Source organism: Amycolatopsis sp. NPDC051903 (assembly GCF_044452505.1).
Lineage (GTDB): Bacteria > Actinomycetota > Actinomycetes > Mycobacteriales > Pseudonocardiaceae > Amycolatopsis.
Genome location: NZ_JBITBT010000030.1, coordinates 69430 through 86245, shown reverse-complemented (window position 1 = coordinate 86245; position 16816 = coordinate 69430). Strand labels below are relative to the sequence as shown.

Genomic DNA, 16816 nt, shown 5'->3' with positions numbered 1-16816 from the left:
CGCCGGCGTTCGCGGATGATCACTGCTGAGCTCGCGTCTCTGTTTCGCGCGGACGCCGATCGGCTAGGGCGGCTCGGGCGGGCACAACCTTTGACCGGGGCGGATCCGAGACCCAGCGTAAGAACCTGGTGCCGGCGCGGCGCAGAGTATCGGCAACGCGAGTGTGCGCCGATGGAAGCTGTCGTCGACGACGCCGTCCGGCTTCACCTCCCCGGTCACGGCACCCGAGAAACAGAGGGCATCATGCGGAAGATCTTGATCGTCGGCGGCGGCTACGCAGGGTTTTACACAGCGTGGAAACTCGAAAAGAAGCTGCGTCGGGGCGAGGCCGAAGTGACGGTGGTGGATCCGCGGCCGTACATGACCTACCAGCCGTTCTTGCCCGAGGTGGTGGCCGGGTCGATCGAGGCCCGGCACGCCGCGGTGTCGCTGCGCCGCCACCTTCACCGCACGCGCATCATCACCGGGATGGTCAGCGCGATCGACCACGAACGCCGTTCGGTCACGGTCCGGCCCGCCGGCGGTGACGCGTTCGAACTGGGCTACGACCTCGTCGTCGTCACCGCCGGTGCGGTCACCCGCAAGTTCCCGGTGCCCGGTATCGCCGAGCAGGCGATCGGTCTCAAGCACGTGGAGGAGGCGGTCGCGATCCGCGACCGGCTGCTGACGTCGTTCGACCGGGCGGCCATGCTGCCGCCGGGCCCACAACGGCAGAAGCTGCTCACCGTCGCTTTCGTCGGCGGTGGGTTCTCCGGTGTCGAGGGCTTCGCCGAGCTGCTGTCGCTGGCGACCGCGTTGCTGAAGCGCTATCCCGAACTGCGTCGCGAAGAGCTCCGGTTCCACCTCATCGAGGCGTCAGGCCGGATCCTGCCTGAGGTCACCGAGGCGCCCGGCCGCTGGGTCGTGCGTTTCCTTCAGCGGCGCGGCGGACAGGTGCACCTGGACACGCAGGTCAAGTCGATGACCGGTGGGCACGTAGTGCTTTCCACGGGCGAGGAGTTCGATGCGGAGCTCATCGTGTGGACGGCGGGCAACGCGGCGAACCCGGTTGTGGACAAGCACACCGACCTCCCGGTGGACGAGCGTGGGTTCCTCGTCGCCCGGCCCGACCTGCGCGTCGGCACCGATGCCGAACCGGTGCCCGACGCGTGGGCTGCCGGGGACGACGCCGCGATCGAGGACCTCACCTCGCCGGTCCCCGGCACCCGCACGGTGCCCAACGCCCAGCACGCCGTCCGCCAGGGCAAGCTGCTCGCCCGCAACATCGTCGCGACCCTGCACGGCAGAAAGCCGAAGAACTACCGGCACCACAGCTTGGGTTCGATCGCCGAGCTCGGCATCGGCCACGGCATCTTCCAGTACCGGCGGCTCGTGATCAAAGGGCCGCTCGCTTGGCTGATGCACCGCGGCTACCACGTGCTGGCCGTGCCCAGCTGGGAACGCAAGGTCCGCGTGCTCGTGATCTGGCTGACCGCCGGGTTGTTCGGCCGGGACATCCTGTCGCTGGCGTCAGTGCAGCACCCTCGCGACGCTTTCGTCGACGGCGGTGAACCCGCGGTGCCGGCTGAACCGGGCTCTCATGACCGAACACCGCTGCCTTGAGCCGTTGGCATCCCGAAAAGGACTCGCGCACGGGCAAGTGCGCGAGTCTTCGGATCTTCCGCACCGTGCGTTCGCCGACCGCGTGCGATTAGTTCGGTCAGACGGCAAAACGAACTATCTAGTCCACTGAGGCGGCCAACAGGCTCGGATTTAACGCCCGTTGTGTATGTCGACCTTGCGGACGCCCTGTGTCGCCACTGTCTCCGTCTGGACTATCTGGGCCACGTTTGCCACGCTGGTGCGGTGACCATGACTCGCACGGGTAAGCGCGCCACCAAGGAACAGCGCGCCGCGTCCAAGTACTTGGGCTCGCTCGACGACTCACTCGCCCGGTGGGTGCAGTCGACGGGTCCGATCGATGCCTACGAGACGCACCTCCCCGTCGAGGTCCACGGTCCGCTCGAATGGTTGACCTTCACCGTCGTCTCGCGGCAGCTCAGCAGAGCGGCGGCCACCGCGATCTACCACCGGCTCGTCGCGCAACTGGGCGGCTCCATCACCGCCGAGCGCGTCATCGCGGCCGACGAACGGACCATCCACGGCTCCGGTTTGTCGAACCCGAAAGCCAGGACAATCCGTGGAGTAGCCGAACTCGCCGATGACGGCCTGCTGGACCCGGACACGCTCGCGGTCATGTCGGACGCCGAAATCCACACCGCGCTCGTGGCGGTGCCGGGTATCGGCCCGTCGTCGGCGCAGATGTTCATGATGCGGTACCTGCACCGACCGGACATCTTCCCGGCCGGCGACCTCGCCGTGCGCGCGGCGCTCACAGCGCTCGAGCGACTGGACACGAGGATCACCCCGAAGGTTGCCGAGCAGCGAAGCGAGCTGTGGCGGCCCTACCGGTCGTATGCGACGTCGTACCTGTGGGGCTACCTGTGGGAGCTCCCTTCTCGCGCCGCTGGGTGAAATGACGCGCATCGATTAGCGTGGCCGAAGCGTAAAAGCGCAGGCACCGAACTTGGCCCCTACGCGGTGGCTGCAGCTTCACGATCGTCGCGCGCACGCAGTTTCACCCAGGGCCAGGACAGGCGCAGCGGGCCCTGCGTAGTGGAGATCGCCTCCCACAGCCGGCTTGCCGATCCGACGTCCGAGCGGCGCGCAGCGTGGTTTGCGCGGGCGATCCGGCCGGCTTCATCCGCAGTGATGCCGAGTGCGCAGCGCAGCAGAGCGAGGTAGGTGCCGGCGGGGCCGCCGTACCCGTAGCCACAACCGCCGCCGTAGCTGAAGCCTTCGGTCCCGTTGCGAGGCTGCATCGGGACCGGGTCGGTGCGCAGCGGGCCCTGGAGCGTGGGGGTGAGGGCGAGCAGCACGGTCGAGGAGCCGGGTTCGTCACCGGCGAGGATCGTCTCGTCGGTCCAGCCGTCGACGACGTCGAGCGCGGTGGGCCACTCGGCCCGGAACCAGATTTCGCCGTCGGTGAGCCGGACGGTGACGAGGTAGCGGCCGTCGACGTCGCGGTAGGCCTCCAGTGCGACCTCGTCGAAGCCGTCAGCGAGCAGGCGCCGCACCCCGCGCAGCCGGCGAGCGTGGTCGAGGTCGACGGACGTCAGGTTGGCGCGCCAGGCGTCGACGACCGGCCCGTCCCACGGTGCGCTGTAGATCGCCGCGCCGCTCTCGGCCACCTCGGTGTACTTCCCCGGGTTCCCTCTCTCCGCGAGGCGCAGCCGGCGGGCCAGGAACTGGGTGGCTTCCTCGTAGACCTCGCCGAGCGGGTCCTCGACGTCGAGGTCGCCTTCGAGCGTGCGCAGCTCGGTCAGCTCGCCGGCGACGATGTCCGGATCGGTGACCGGGGTGGCCTTGGCCAGCACCTGCTCGAGCTTGACCGATGGAGCCGGCTGGGCGGGGCGGGCTACGAGGTACCAGCCCGCCCCGGCGCTCGGAGTGTTCTCGTGGGCGGTGCGCACGGCGCGCAGGCGCTCGGCCGCGTCGACGGCCAGCGCGGCGAAAGCGGCCGGGTGCTGTTCGGCGACCTTGGCGGTGATCGCGCGCTCGAGACGGGCCTGCGTGGCGGGCCATCCGGTGACGGTGTCGGGGACGGTGAACGTGTCGGCGTGGGCGAGACTGCGCCCGGCGTTCTCGACGGTCTGGGTGCCGTCGATCCAGAACGGGATCGGCCGGCCGATCACCTTGGCTACGTCGGCCAGGTCGAGGTGGGTCTGCCACTCGACGGCGGCGCCCGGCGGCGGGTTCGGGCAGAGGCGGAGCACGGACGGGGGCTCGTCGATCGGGCCGGTCCGAGACGTGATCCGGTAGACGTACGCCGTCGGTGAGAACTCGGTGGTCAGGGCCAGGGTTTCTTCCACCGGCATGATCACCGCGGCGGTGGACCACCAGCGCGGCTCGATCAGCTCGGCGGCACCCACGGCCAGCCAGTCCTTGTGGTGTTCGTCCGTGTCGCCGAGGGGTTGCAGGTAGATCACGTGACCGTGGTCGGTGTCCCACACGATCGCGAACATCGTGCGCCGGTCCCGCCCGGGAGTGTTGACGGTGACGACGCGGCGCATCAGCTCGACGGCGGGCTCGGTCGCGGCCGGCGCGGCGATCACCCACAGCGAATCGTCGGGGACGGTGCTGCCGGTGCGCGCGGACCAGGCGTCGATGGTCGCGCCCAACCACAACGGCTTGCCCTCGGCGTCGACCCGATCCGGGTGGGGCAGCCCGGACGGGTCGGTGTCGTAGAGCGCGCGGGCGCGGCCTTCCGAGATTCCGGTGCGGCGCGCCAACTGAGCCAGAGTGTGCGGATGGTCCCGAGACGGTGCTGAAGCGGTTCCACCGGGTGAGTGCGACATCATCTTCCCGGCCGGTGCTCAGGCCAGCAGAGCGCGTGCCGCGGCGGCGATGTGCGACGCCGAGATCCCGGCCGCGTCGAGCAATTCGGGGGCTGTGCCCGAGCCGGGCAGTTCCCGCACGGCCAGGTGCTTCATCCGCAGCGGTGAGAGTCCGGCCGCCAGCAGCGCGTCGGCCACGGCGGATCCGAGACCGCCCTCGGGGTGGTGATCCTCGGAGACCACGATCCGTCCTTGGGTGGCGTCGGCCGCGGCAAGCAGGGTCTCGGTGTCCACTGGCTTGATCGAATAGAGGTCGATCACGCGCGCGGCGATGCCCGCGCGCGCCAGCTCGTCGGCGGCGGCCAGGCATTCGTGCAGCGTCACGCCGGCGCCGATCAGCGTCACGGCGTCGTCCTCATCGGAGCGCAGTACCTTGGCGCCGCCGATCGGGAACTCGTCGTCCTCGGAGTACAGCGTCGGGTAACCACCGCGCGTGGTGCGCAGGTAGGAGACACCGGACCGGCCGGCCATCTCCTCGATCAGCGCCACGGTGCTGGGCCCGTCGCAGGGATACAGCACCGTCGAGCCCTGCACGGCGCGCATCATCGCGAGGTCCTCGAGCGCCATCTGCGAGGGGCCGTCCGCACCGATCTCGACGCCGGCGTGCGAGCCGACCAGCCGGATGTTCGCCGCGGAGATCGCCGCCATCCGGATGAAGTCGTACGCCCTGGTGAAGAACGCGGCGAACGTGGACGCGAACGGCACGTAGTGACGCACGCTCAGCCCGACCGCCGAGGCGACGAGCTGCTGCTCGGCGATGTACATCTCGAAGTAGCGGTCCGGGTAGGCGTGCGCGAACTCGGCGGCGTGCGTGGAGTTGCTGACCTCGCCGTCCATGGCGACGACCCGCGGGCGGGTGGCGCCCAGCCACTTGAGTGCCTCGCCGTACGCCTTGCGGGTGGCCACCTTCTCGCCCAGCTGGTAGGTCGGCTTCTGCGCGCTCACCGGCCGCATCGCGGGGGAGCTGCCGGAGGCGGGCACCGGCCCACGGACCAGCAGATCTCGCTCGCCGCCCAGTTCGGCGAGCGCGCGTTCGGCCAGGTCCGGTGGCAGGGCCTTGCCGTGCCAGCCCTCGTGGTCCTCGATTTCGGAAAAGCCTTTGCCCTTGATGGTCTTGGCGAGGATCACCGTCGGCTGGTCGCCGCCGGCCCCGGCGGCGCGGAACGCGCGGTCGATCGCCTGCACGTCGTGACCGTCCACTGTGATCACCGCCGCGCCGAACGCCTCGGCGCGGCGGGCGTAGGCGTCGAGATCCCACTCGAGTTCCGTGGGCCCGCGCTGGCCGAGCCGGTTGACGTCGATCACCGCCACGAGGTTGCCGAGCCGGTAGTGGCTCGCCTTGTCCAGCGCCTCCCAGACCGACCCTTCGGCCAGCTCGCTGTCGCCGCACAACACCCACACGCGATAGGGCAGCTCATCCAGGTACTTGCCGGCCAGCGCCACGCCGACGCCGTCGGGCAGTCCCTGCCCGAGTGAGCCGGTGGCGACGTCCACCCACGGCAGTACCGGCGTGGGGTGGCCCTGCAGCCGAGAACCGAAGCGCCGATAGCCGGACACCAGTTCGTCGTCGGAGATGACGCCGACCGCCTTGTAGACCGCGTACAGCAGCGGGGAGGCGTGGCCCTTCGAGAAAATCAGGTGGTCGTTGGTGTCGGCCCGCGGTTGATCCCAGTCGTAGCGCAGGTGCCGCGTCACGAGCACCGCGAGCAGGTCCGCCGCCGACATGCTGGAAGTGGGATGGCCGGAACCGGCGCTGGTGCTGGATCGGATCGAGTCGACCCGCAGCTGCGCGGCCAGCTCGGTGACCTGGTCCAGGCCGACGTCGGTGAGGGGTTGCCGGGTGTCGGTCACAATTGTCTCCCTTTTCCGTGTGGCGACTCATCGCCGGGGCGCCGGTGGTCGGCTGACGAACGAGATCCCTCTTGGTTAGCCGCACGGGAAGCTCGGATCTTTCTGCTGCCGTCGGCTCGCATCCTCGGGCCCGATTTTCGGATCGCGCCCGGTGGCCGAACGTGCATCAGGCATTGACTTCCGCCCGCCTGTCCGATTTATTGTGCCGCGGCAGTCGCGGACACTTTCATTTCCGGCGTTCTACTACCTTCTGATAGGTGAGTGAATCGAAAGAACCATGTACGAAAATCCTGTGAATTCTGCCTTTTCGCCCGTGCAGCCTCAAGATCTGGCTGCCCTTCGTCGCGAGGTCATCGGCACGGTCCTCGTCCCGGGACAGCCTGGTTACGCGGACGAATGCCGGCAGTACAACCTGCTGGCAACCCTGGAACCCGAGGTTGTCGTCAGTGCCGCACGCGCGGAAGATGTCCGGGCGGCGGTGCGGTTCGCCGCGTCGCACGGATTGCCCGTCGCGGTGAAGAACTCCGGTCACCAGATGGTCTCCTCTGCTCGCGGCGCCGTGCTCGTCACCACGCGACAGCTGAAGGCCATCTCGATTGACGTACCGCGCCGAAGGGCCCGGGTGGAAGCCGGCGTGATCTGGCAAGAGGTCATCGACGAGGCGGCCCGGCACGGCCTGGCGCCGCTGAGCGGTTCGGCGCCGGACGTCGGAGTGGCCGGATACACGCTGGGCGGAGGGCAAAGCCCCATCCTCGGCCGGAGCCTGGGCTACGCGGCCGATCACGTCCACTCCCTCGACGTGGTGACGGCCGACGGGGCGCTGCGTACGGTGACCGCCGACAGCGAACCCGACCTGTTCTGGGCCTTGCGCGGGTGCAAGGGCAATTTCGGGGTGGTCACCGCGCTGGAGTTCGAACTCTTCCCCGCCAGCCGTTTCTACGGTGGCTCGCTGTACTTCGCGGGCGCGCACCTGGCCGAGGTCCTGCACGTTTGGCGGGCGTGGGTCACCGGTTTGCCGGAAGCGGCGACCTCCTCGATCGCCGTGCAGCGATTGCCCCCGCTGCCCGAACTGCCGGCGCCCCTGAGGGGAGCGAACGTGGTCCACCTCCGTTACGCGCACCTCGGGTCCGAACAGGAGGCCAACCGCCTGCTCGCCCCGATGCGCGCCGTCGCGCCGGCGGTCCTCGACGCGATGGCAGATCTGCCTTACCCGGCTTCCCGGCGTATTCACAACGACCCCGAGGACCCGATGCCGTACTGGGACAGGACGACCTCCCTGCGGGAGTTCCCCGCCGGGGCCGCCGACGCCTTCGTGGCGGTACTCGGTCCTGAGTCCGGCTCGCCGCTGGCCAACGTCGAGATCCGGTACCTCGCGGGTGCCTTCGATCGGGAGCCGGCCGTGGCCAACGCCGTCTCCACGCGGGGTGTGCCGTTCGTCGTGTTCGGGTTCGGTGTCGGCGGACCCGATCAAGCCGAACTCATGCGCAGCAGCCTCGCCGCGGTGATCGACGCGCTGGAGCCCTGGTCGGACGAGCGCCGGATGATCAACTTCCTGTCCCCGGACGAAGCCACCAGCCCGGCCGCGGTGGAGAAGGCGTTCGGCGCCGAGCGCTACGCCCGCCTGGTCGAGATCAAGAAGGCCTACGACCCGACCAACACGTTCCGGATCAACCACAACATCCCCGCCGCGCTCCAGGCACGAACGCGATAGCGAGCGGGACGGTAAGACGGCACGTCAGGCGGACGCTAGCGCCTTGCACGGTGGCGCCGGTCGCGGCGCACACCGACGACCACTGAACCGCGTGGTGAAGGAGCAAGAAGATGAGCGACACCGAGCAGCCGAGCGAGGATTTCGCGATCCTCGAACAGCTCAACCTCGACTACGTCGACGCCGACCAGGCCAGCGATGCCGTGCGCTTCAGAGAGTTGCTCGCCGAAGATTTCGTCGTGCAGACGCCGGGTGTCACCCGCAATCGCGAGGAGTTCCTCGAATACATCGCCAAGCCGCGGCCCTTCAAGGATCTCGCCGTGCACGACGTCAAGATCCGCGTCCTCAGCGATGTCGCCCTGATCCACGGTCGCAGCACGTACACCGTGCTCGCCGATGGCTCGGAGCAAGAAGCTCTGTACACGGACGCGTACCAGAAGCGAAAGGGCACCTGGGTTTGTGTCTCGGCGTGCGCGATCGCTCCGGGCACCTGACCCCCGTGAGGGTCTGGCTCACGCGACATCGCCGCGCAGCCGCGGGATTCGGGGGCACGGTGTGCAGCCCGCGCACGAACTCGGCTTGCGCGCGGTCGCTGTGCCGTGCACCAGCTCCAGCCGCCGTGCGACGGCGGCGGCCGGCTCAAGTCGGACGTTCGGTTGGACGACAAGGGCACTCGCCCAAGCCGTTGAGGGGGAGGAAGTCCACGATGCCCGTCACCCCTGGGCCTGCCGTGTCCCGCAACACCAACGCGGTCGGGGTTGTGCACCTGCCGGTTCCCGAGGGTGCGGTGCTGCCTCCCCTGCCCACGCAGGCTGACCTGTGGGTCGGGCACTACCAGCGGGTTCTTCTCAACGTCCGGACCGGGGAGCTGTCCTTCTTCTGCGCCGACTGGCGCATGCACGTGCCGATCCGGGGCAAAGGTGAGGACCGTGCGGTCTGGACGTCGCAGTACCCCGGCGAGAGTCCGAAAAGCTCCGTGGCCGCGGCCACGGAGCCGATCCCGGAGTTGCTGATGTTCTTCATCGACACCTGGACGCGCGTCGATTTCCCGGCTACCGCGGCCCCGCCGACCCCGGCGTGGGTGTACCTGACCCGCGAGCAAGGCGACGCGTTCGTGGCTTCCCTGGTGCCGCTGGCCCAGCAGCTGGTCGACAACCTGTTCCGAGTGCCCGGCACCGACGACCTCGAATGGTCCGCTGAATCCGTGGCCGCCGTGCGGGCGATCGATGCCGCGTGCAGCCGATACCACCAGGGACCGCAAGGCGTCGAGGCGTCGCCGGCCGGCCTGGTCAATTTCGCCGATGCTGTCGCGGCGGCGCCGGGGCTGGTCCGATGCGAGTGGGCCGACCTGGAAGACACCAAGCTCGACGACGTGGCCGACGGGCTGAGCCGGTTCGCGCACAACTGCGACCCGCAGCTGCGGGAGCGATTCGGGAAGCCGCACCAAGACGGCAGCGGCGTCGAGCTGACCGTGTACGGAGCGCGGTCCTGGCTCTACGCCTACCGTGCCCAGGAGGCCGGCAACCCGCGTCGCGGATCCATGAGTGGACCGAAAAGTCCGTCTTCAGCTACGTCACCATGGGAGAGATGAGAAAGAGGCTTGACCTGCGCTCGGACTGTCGAGTCCCATTGCCGGCGCTCCGGCCTGCGCAGGTACGATAATCTGTCGCGGTGGTGGAACCGGAGAGCACAGTGAAGCCTGTCCGGCTGACGGCGCGTGGCGAAGCGACTCGGGCCCGGATTGTGCGGGCTGCGGTGGACCTGATGACGATCAAAGGGGTGGCCGCTACTACGCTCGACGATGTCCGTGCGGCCAGCGGTACCAGCAAGTCACAGCTCTACCGGCACTATGCCGACAAGGACGCGCTGGTCCAGGACGTCATCGAATACCAGGCCGAGGACCTGCTGACCGCGCAGGAGGAGCAGCTGCGCCGGCTGAATTCGATCCGCGGGCTCGAGCGCTGGCGCGATGCGATCATCCAGCGGAACACCGTGCACAACCGGGCGTACGGCTGCCAGCTCGGCTCGCTCGCGTGTGAGCTTTCCGACCAGAACGAGCGGGCGCGATCCGCACTGGCCGGCCACTTCGAAACCTGGCTGGGCCTGATCGCGGACGGTCTGCGGCGGATGCGCGACGAGGGCAAATTGCGCTGTGACGCCGATCCCGAGCGCCTTGCCATCGGCTTGATGGGGGCCCTCGAAGGCGGGTATCTGCTGGCGCAGACGGAGCAGGACATCAGGTCCATGCGCATCACGCTCGACATGGCCATCGACTACATCCGTACTTTTCAGGTGTGAAACGCCGGTAGCGGGACACCGGAGTGGACCCGGCCGGCCGAGGCTGCGGGTGACGTCGCCGCGCTGCCACTGTTCGCCCGGGTTGTCGTGGTGGTGGTTTCCTGGGCTGACAGCGTCGGTGAGCAGCCGGGACAGCGGCCTTGTCCCGGTGTCGGCAAGGACTGCCCTCCTCTCCGGGTGATCCGCTGCCCGATGCGGCGCACCCGCCGTCCGCCGTGGTGTGGAGCGGGCCGAACCATCGCGACTCACTTGACCCTACGGGCATTCCACGACTGTATCGTAACTCTGATGGACACTATGGTCCAATCAGTCGAAGGGTGCGGCTGCAGTGACTCGCGGGAGGCCGCTCGCAAACTGATCGTGGACGGGGTGTTTTCCTGGTCATCCGGCGACAACACGACCGCGCCTGCCCGCCACGCGCATCCACACCGAACGTCGCTCGTGCGGTGGCTGCGGTCTGCGTGACCTCGCGCGACTTCCGTCCTCCATCACACCCGGCCCGCTTCGCACAGGACTGTATAGTCCAAGTAGTGATCGACAAGCCTCAGTGGACCACCGCTTGTGTCCGAGCCCGACTCCACGTTGTCGCCGCGAATCCCAGCCCGGCCGAACGGGCCGGTGCGCTGGTCACCTGCGTCTTCACCACCGGAGACCCGCTCCAGGTCGACGATCCCCACTCGTATATCGGCGAGGTCGCGGTCGAGCCGGCCGGTTCCGCCTACGACGGCGTGGTTCAGCACATCAGACCAAGAGAAGGGCATCGCTCGATGCAGAACGTGTCACCAGCGACCACCGTGACCCGGCGGGGCAGAACGCTCTCACTGGCCTTCCTGTCCGCGGTGGTCGCTCTCGTGGCGTCATTCGCCGCGGTGGGCTCGACGATCCCGCTGTTCAACGTCTACCGGGCCGAGGACGGGTTCACCAACGCCGGCATCTCGATCACCGTCGTCGCCTACTCCGCCGCCACCCTCAGCACACTGCTGGTGCTGGGGCGGGTGTCCAACCACCTGGGGAGACGGCCCACTTCGATCGCCAGCCTCGGCCTGCTCCTCCTGGGCTGCGTGCTGCTGCTGAACGTGCACCACATCGGCATCTTGATCGCCGGTCGGCTCTTGATGGGCTTCGGTGCCGGGCTGGCCAGCAGCAGCCTCACCTCCTACATCGTCGACGCCGCACCCACCAGGCCGGCCTGGCTGGCGTCGGTCGCCTCCAGCCAGACGGTCATGCTGGGCCTCGCCGTCGGCGCGATCGCCTCCGGCGCCCTCGTCCAGTTCGGCCCCTGGCCACGCGATCTCATCTACCTGGTCGTGATCGGCCTGCTGCTCGTTTCCATCGCCCTCATCGTCGTCAGCCCGGAAACGGTCACCCCGAAGCCGGGTGCTTGGCGATCACTGCGCCCCCGGGTCGGGGTACCGGCCCGGGACCGGCACCTGCTCCCCGTCGCGGCAGCGGTGTTGCTGGCCACCTGGGCGACCGGGGCGTTCTACCAGGCCTTCGTGCCCGCGCTGGTCGAAGATCAACTCCACACCCGCAGCCCGCTCGTCCTCGGACTCGTGTTCGCCGCCTACATGGGTCCCAGCGTTCTCGGCGCTCCCCTCGGCGGGCGGTTCACCCCAGCAGCGGCCCAACGCCTTGGCATGATCGGTTTTCTGGCCGGCATGATCGGCATCATCACAGCGATCGCCACGGGCACGCTGGTGCTGTTCATCACCGCAACCATCGTCGCGGGCGCCAGCCAGGGCATCGCCATCAGTTCCGCCACCCGCGGCCTGCTGTATGGCAGCGCGCTGGCCGAGCGGGCACCGATCTTCAGCGTGATCTACATCCTCTCGTACTGCGGCGCCACGATCCCCGCTCTCATCGCCGGCCAGCTTTCCGGTTCCTTCTCGCTACCGCAGATCGCCCTCGGCTACGGCGGACTCGCCTTCATCGCCACCCTGTTCACCGTCCTCGCCGCACGCAATCCGCGCAGCGACGCGACCGCGTAACCGCAGGCAAGGCATCGCGTCAGCGGAACGGCTGGGCGCGGGGCGCGCGGTGGCTGCGACGCGGCGCCGTGCGCGGGGTGAGCTCGAGGATGCGGACCACCCGGTAGCGGTGCGGCCGCCACGGCAGGTAGAACGCCTCGATCTCCTGCTCGGCCAGTGGACGGCCGAGCAGGGCGAGGCCGGTCATCCGGCCCAGGTGGAAGTCTCCGAGCGGCAGCGCGTCGGCGTCGCCGAGCGCGCGGTGCCCGACCTGCGCGGCGGTCCACACGCCGACGCCGGACATCGCGGACATCAGTGCGTAGGCGCGCGCGGGCTCGGCGGCGGCGCGATCGAGCTTGGCCGCGTGCCACGCCGCGGAAATGACGGTCTTCGAACGCTGCAGGTCGACCCCGGCCCGCCGCCAATCCCAGATCGGGATCTTCGCCCACACCTCGGGCGTGGGCATGACCCGCATCGTCTCGGGCGCCGGACCGGGCGCCGGGCCGCCGTGCGTGCCGACGAGGCGAGCCCAGGCGGCTCGGGCGTCCGGGCCGACCACCCGCTGCTCGAGGATCGCGGGGACGAGGGCTTCGAACAGCCGTCCCGTGCGCGGGACGCGGAGGCCGGGCAGGCGGCTCCAAGCGCGTTCCAGAACCGGATGCGCCGGCCGGAAGTCCTCGGGACGGTCCTGTTCGCCGAGTTCGGTGCGGATGTTCTCCACGAGTTCGCCGGCGCCTGGCCCCCACGCGTCGACGGCCAGATCGTCCAGGCGCTGTTGCCGGATCCGGTAGGTGACCGGCCCTGACGAGGTCAGCGCCGTCCGCCACAGGGTCCCGTCGGCTTCCTGCCGGTGGGTGGGATCGCGGCGGCCTCGCTGCAGGCTCTTGAGCGTCAGCTTCGCGTCAACGGGAAAGCCGGGCTGCCAGTGCAGGGAACAGTCCGGCGGCATGTCCATCGTCCCCTCTCCGGGGGTGTGCGGTCTGCTCGACCAAGCCGGCGATGAGTCAGCCGCGAGCGAAGGATTCGATGTGATCGAGGGCCATGTCCAGCGCGACGGCCATCGGCTCGGAGCTGTGAGCGTTCTGCGCCAGCACGTAACCGCCCTGAAGCGCGGCCAGCAGCCCGATACCGAAGCGGCGCGGCTCTGCTTCCTCGGCGAGCACGCCGAGAACGCGGAGCAGCGTCAGCGTTTCGACGAGCATCCGGAGCCAGGCCTCGAACGATGCGTTGAGCGCTCGGCGGGACTGCTCATCGCCGTCGGACAGCTCGACCGACATCACGCCCAGTGGGCACCCGTAGGAGCCGTCCTGCTGTGAGTTCGCCTGGACCAGGGCGTGACCCCAGCGGCGCAGTCCGGTGAGGGTCTTCACGCCGCGCAGGCGCTGTTGCTCGCGGGCGAGGACGATCTCCGACTGCACTTCGATCACTGCGTGGATCAGTGCGAGCTTGTCCTCGAAGTGGTTGTACAGCTGAGACTTGCTGGTGCCGCTGGCCAGCCGGACGTCATCGAGCGTGGTGGCGTTCACGCCCTTGACGTAGAAGAGCTCGGCTGCCGAATCAACGATCCGTGAACGGGTCTCGAGGCCGCGAGGCGTGCGGCGTACGCCACCGGTTCCAGGCACGGTGTCTCCCTCGGGCGTGTTGTCCACTCGTGCAGCTTGGCTGCGGGTGCGTCGCAACCGCGGTGACCTCGATCTCCGGAAGAAGACTGGGCCGGTTCAGTTGTGGCACCGCTGCGAGCAGGTAGGCCGGTCGGTGGGAGATGAGGTCCTCGCGAACGTTCACCTCCTCGTAAGATTGGACCATATCGTCCATTAATTGTCAAACGATCGTGGCTGCGACGGTCGAGCTAGAGGTGCCCCTCAAACTCGCGCAATCCGGTAGGTCGGATCGCCTGCGGCGCGGTCGGCTTATGCCTCTGAGCTGCGGACTTGGTGGTCGCGCGCGACGCCGGGCCGCCTATGGCCAGCGTGGTCGACTCGGCTCACCCGGGGAGGGTTTGTGTAGCAGACGTTGGTCTGTATAGTCCATCAGCGGTGTCCAGTGGCGAACAGGTCCGGAACTCGGCGCCGACGAAGTCACCCCCCGAGACAGGCGACCAGGCCCGGCGCAACCGACGCGACCGGCCAGGCTGCGGCCGGCGCGGGCAACGGCTGCGGCGGAACTCTGGCCCCCTTGGAGCCCGGCTCGGGCTCGACGACGACTACTCCCACCCCGGAGGTTGATTCGCTGTGACACGACTGAACGTTCCCCCTCTGGAGGACATCCCCGCCGGCGCGAAGCCGATCCTCGCCAACGTCGAAGCTCAGCTCGGCTTCGTGCCGAACATGTTCCAGATGATCGCTTCGAATCCGACTGTGCTCGAGGTTGTCACGACGCTGCAGGGCACCTTGAGCCGGGTTCTGGACGCGAGGACCCGGCACAGCATCGCGCTCGCCGTCTCGGAAGCCAACGGCTGCGGCTACTGCCTGGCGATGCACTCCTACGTCTCGTCCGAATTCGGCGGGATGTCGAGCGACGACATCGAGCTCAGCCGTGCCGGGAGCGCGGTCGACCCCAAGCGCGCCGCCGCCGCTCGCTTCGCTCAGCAGGTGATCGAGAGCCGCGGGCAGGTCAGCGACGCCGACCTCGCGCAGGTGCGAGACGCCGGCTACACCGATCCGCAGATCTTGGCGATCGTCACGGTCGCCGTGCAAGCCCTGCTCACCAACTTCATCAACAACGTCAACCAGACCGACGTCGACATCCCCGCGGTCAACTCGGCCGGTACGCCCAGCTGATCGCCGGAACCCCCGCCAGGGCAACGCAGACAGCCCGGTAATCCGTCACGGCCCCCGATGTCCATTCAGAAAAGGTGCGATATGCCGGGCTCCGAACTCCACGAGAAATTCATGGCGCTGCACACCCGCGACGGTGGCCTCGTCATGCCGAACGCCTGGGACGGTCTCTCGGCGCTGATGCTGGCCGACGCCGGTTTCGAGGCGATCGCGACATCGTCGGCGGCGCTCGCCGCCACGCTCGGCCGGCCCGACGGACGTCACGAAGTCACCCGTGGCGAGCACCTCGAGCACGCGGGACTGCTCGGCCGGCTCACCGGGCTGCCCGTCAACGGGGACTTCGAGGACGGTTACGGCGACACGCCCGAAGAGGTCGCGGGGACCGTCGAAGCCGCTGTCGAATTCGGCTTGGCCGGGATCGGAATCGAGGACACCTCGGGGAATCCGGATCAACCCATCCGCGACTTCGACGACGCTGTCAATCGCGTTCGCAGCGCCGTCGAGGCGGCCAAGGGGCGCATCGTCATCACCGGCCGCACCGACAACTTCATCCAGGGGCGGCCCGATCTCGACGACACCATCCGGCGGCTGACGGCCTTCGCCGAGGTCGGCGCGGATGTGCTCTACGCGCCGTTCCCGCCCGACCTCGACGCACTCGACGCGATCGTCACCGCCGTCGCGCCGACGCCGGTCAACATCCTCGTGTCGCCCTCGGACAAGGTGCTGACCGTCGCCGAGTTGCAGAAGGCCGGGGTCAAGCGCATCAGTCTGGGTCCGTTCCTCTACGCCAACGCGATGGCGGCGCTCGAGCAGGCGACCAACGCGCTCCTCGCGGGTGACCTCGCGTCGGCGACAACGGGGATGAGCTTCGACCGCATCGGCGAACTGATCGCCCGAGCCAAGAACTAACCGCACAAACCACCACCGTTCACCTACTGGTCGCAAGAAGAAGGCAGATTGACATGGATCTCGACAAGCTGATGAACCAGCACCTCACCAGGGCTTTCGACGGCAGCAAAACGATCCCGGAAGAAACTCTTCAGCAACTGTTGCGGTTTCTGCGGTCCGCGCCGACCTCGACGAACATCCAGCCCAACCACTTCTACGTCCTCGCGTCGGCCGAAGCCAAGAAGCAGCTCGCGGACAACTTGGGCGAACGGTTCCAGGACAACAGCTCGAAGATCCTGAACGCGTCCCACACCATCATCCTCACCACCCGGGCGGACGTGCCGGACAGCCACCTCGACGACGTGTTCGCCAAAGAGACCGCCGACGGTCGGTTCCCCGACCCGGAGAAGAACGCGATGTGGCAGTTCATGACCCGCGACTTCCTGAACCTGCGCAACTACGCCTACAAGGATCTGAACCACTGGATGGAGAAACAGACCTACATGGTCATGGGCATGACCATGATGGCGGCCGTTGAACTCGGCGTCGACGCCACACCGCTCGAAGGGTTCGACCCGACCAGCGTCGACAAGGCCTTCAAGATCCGCGAAACCGGTCACACCACGACGGTGCTGCTGGCTCTCGGGTACCCCGTTCCCGAGAAGGCGTACAAGGGCCCGATCTCGCGCTTCGAAACAGACCGGCTGTTCACGTTCATCTAAACCTCCGCGGCACGGGGAACGGCTGGAGTACGGGGATCGCGGACACCTCGGTCCTCGCCGCCGGCCCACCCGGGCAACTCCGGCCGGCGGCAGGCGCCGCCGGCCGGGGCCTCGCATCGGTGAGGTGGGCCGGCCACGCCGGCTCGGCACCAACGGCCGGAGCCCGATC

General features: G+C 68.5%; 14 protein-coding genes. 10 read left to right on the top strand and 4 right to left on the bottom strand.

Annotated elements, in window-relative coordinates:
• Positions 1-15 precede the first annotated feature (15 nt).
• Complete coding sequence (locus ACIA77_RS39195; protein WP_395891191.1) at positions 16-1602, top strand: NAD(P)/FAD-dependent oxidoreductase; 1587 nt, start codon at positions 16-18, stop codon at positions 1600-1602.
• Between the two features lie 249 nt (positions 1603-1851).
• The gene (locus ACIA77_RS39190; protein ID WP_395891190.1) at positions 1852-2514 is read left to right on the top strand and encodes a DNA-3-methyladenine glycosylase family protein; all 663 of its coding nucleotides are present in this window, start codon (positions 1852-1854) and stop codon (positions 2512-2514) included.
• Positions 2515-2573: 59 nt separating this feature from the next.
• On the opposite strand, the gene ACIA77_RS39185 is transcribed toward ACIA77_RS39190, so the two are convergent.
• Both ACIA77_RS39185 and ACIA77_RS39180 read right to left on the bottom strand, forming a co-directional pair.
• Positions 2574-4331: a hypothetical protein gene (locus ACIA77_RS39185; protein WP_395891189.1), complete on the bottom strand. Its 1758-nt coding sequence runs from the start codon at positions 4329-4331 to the stop codon at positions 2574-2576.
• A gap of 84 nt (positions 4332-4415) precedes the next feature.
• The gene (locus ACIA77_RS39180; protein WP_395891188.1) at positions 4416-6287 is read right to left on the bottom strand and encodes a transketolase; all 1872 of its coding nucleotides are present in this window, start codon (positions 6285-6287) and stop codon (positions 4416-4418) included.
• Positions 6288-6600: 313 nt separating this feature from the next.
• Here ACIA77_RS39180 and ACIA77_RS39175 point away from each other — a divergent pair, with 313 nt between their 5' ends.
• The 5 genes from ACIA77_RS39175 (at position 6601) to ACIA77_RS39155 (ending at position 12281) form a co-directional block, all read left to right on the top strand.
• The gene (locus ACIA77_RS39175) at positions 6601-7998 is read left to right on the top strand and encodes an FAD-binding oxidoreductase (protein WP_395891187.1); all 1398 of its coding nucleotides are present in this window, start codon (positions 6601-6603) and stop codon (positions 7996-7998) included.
• 110 nt (positions 7999-8108) lie between these two features.
• Positions 8109-8489: a nuclear transport factor 2 family protein gene (locus ACIA77_RS39170; RefSeq protein ID WP_395891185.1), complete on the top strand. Its 381-nt coding sequence runs from the start codon at positions 8109-8111 to the stop codon at positions 8487-8489.
• Between the two features lie 212 nt (positions 8490-8701).
• Positions 8702-9586, top strand: coding sequence for a hypothetical protein (locus ACIA77_RS39165; RefSeq protein ID WP_395891184.1), 885 nt, complete (start codon positions 8702-8704; stop codon positions 9584-9586).
• A gap of 80 nt (positions 9587-9666) precedes the next feature.
• A complete protein-coding gene (locus ACIA77_RS39160) occupies positions 9667-10293 on the top strand; it encodes a TetR/AcrR family transcriptional regulator (RefSeq protein WP_395891183.1) in 627 nt (208 codons plus the stop codon).
• Positions 10294-10823: 530 nt separating this feature from the next.
• Positions 10824-12281 carry an MFS transporter gene (locus ACIA77_RS39155; RefSeq protein ID WP_395891182.1) on the top strand — a complete coding sequence of 486 codons (1458 nt, stop codon included), beginning with the start codon at positions 10824-10826 and terminating at the stop codon, positions 12279-12281.
• Between the two features lie 19 nt (positions 12282-12300).
• Here ACIA77_RS39155 and ACIA77_RS39150 read toward each other — a convergent pair whose 3' ends face one another.
• Together ACIA77_RS39150 and ACIA77_RS39145 are read right to left on the bottom strand one after the other, a co-directional pair.
• Positions 12301-13215: a DNA-3-methyladenine glycosylase family protein gene (locus ACIA77_RS39150; protein ID WP_395891181.1), complete on the bottom strand. Its 915-nt coding sequence runs from the start codon at positions 13213-13215 to the stop codon at positions 12301-12303.
• 49 nt (positions 13216-13264) lie between these two features.
• Positions 13265-13909, bottom strand: a complete 645-nt coding sequence (locus tag ACIA77_RS39145) for a TetR/AcrR family transcriptional regulator (RefSeq protein WP_395891180.1) — start codon at positions 13907-13909, stop codon at positions 13265-13267.
• 582 nt (positions 13910-14491) lie between these two features.
• Here ACIA77_RS39145 and ACIA77_RS39140 point away from each other — a divergent pair.
• From ACIA77_RS39140 to ACIA77_RS39130, 3 genes are all read left to right on the top strand, one after another.
• Positions 14492-15040: a carboxymuconolactone decarboxylase family protein gene (locus tag ACIA77_RS39140; RefSeq protein WP_395891179.1), complete on the top strand. Its 549-nt coding sequence runs from the start codon at positions 14492-14494 to the stop codon at positions 15038-15040.
• A 111-nt stretch (positions 15041-15151) separates the two neighbouring features.
• Positions 15152-15946 carry an isocitrate lyase/phosphoenolpyruvate mutase family protein gene (locus tag ACIA77_RS39135; RefSeq protein ID WP_395891178.1) on the top strand — a complete coding sequence of 265 codons (795 nt, stop codon included), beginning with the start codon at positions 15152-15154 and terminating at the stop codon, positions 15944-15946.
• Between the two features lie 53 nt (positions 15947-15999).
• The gene (locus tag ACIA77_RS39130; RefSeq protein ID WP_395891177.1) at positions 16000-16647 is read left to right on the top strand and encodes a nitroreductase family protein; all 648 of its coding nucleotides are present in this window, start codon (positions 16000-16002) and stop codon (positions 16645-16647) included.
• The last annotated feature ends 169 nt before the right edge of the window (positions 16648-16816 follow it).

Bases quoted from the DNA above. Each gene is read 5' to 3' on its own strand.
- ACIA77_RS39195 (WP_395891191.1), top strand. From the start codon at position 16: ATGATCACTGCTGAGCTCGCGTCTCTGTTTCGCGCGGACGCCGATCGG.
- ACIA77_RS39190 (WP_395891190.1), top strand. From the start codon at position 1,852: ATGACTCGCACGGGTAAGCGCGCCACCAAGGAACAGCGCGCCGCGTCC.
- ACIA77_RS39170 (WP_395891185.1), top strand. From the start codon at position 8,109: ATGAGCGACACCGAGCAGCCGAGCGAGGATTTCGCGATCCTCGAACAG.
- ACIA77_RS39165 (WP_395891184.1), top strand. From the start codon at position 8,702: ATGCCCGTCACCCCTGGGCCTGCCGTGTCCCGCAACACCAACGCGGTC.
- ACIA77_RS39150 (WP_395891181.1), bottom strand. From the start codon at position 13,215: ATGGACATGCCGCCGGACTGTTCCCTGCACTGGCAGCCCGGCTTTCCC.
- ACIA77_RS39135 (WP_395891178.1), top strand. From the start codon at position 15,152: ATGGCGCTGCACACCCGCGACGGTGGCCTCGTCATGCCGAACGCCTGG.
- ACIA77_RS39130 (WP_395891177.1), top strand. From the start codon at position 16,000: ATGGATCTCGACAAGCTGATGAACCAGCACCTCACCAGGGCTTTCGAC.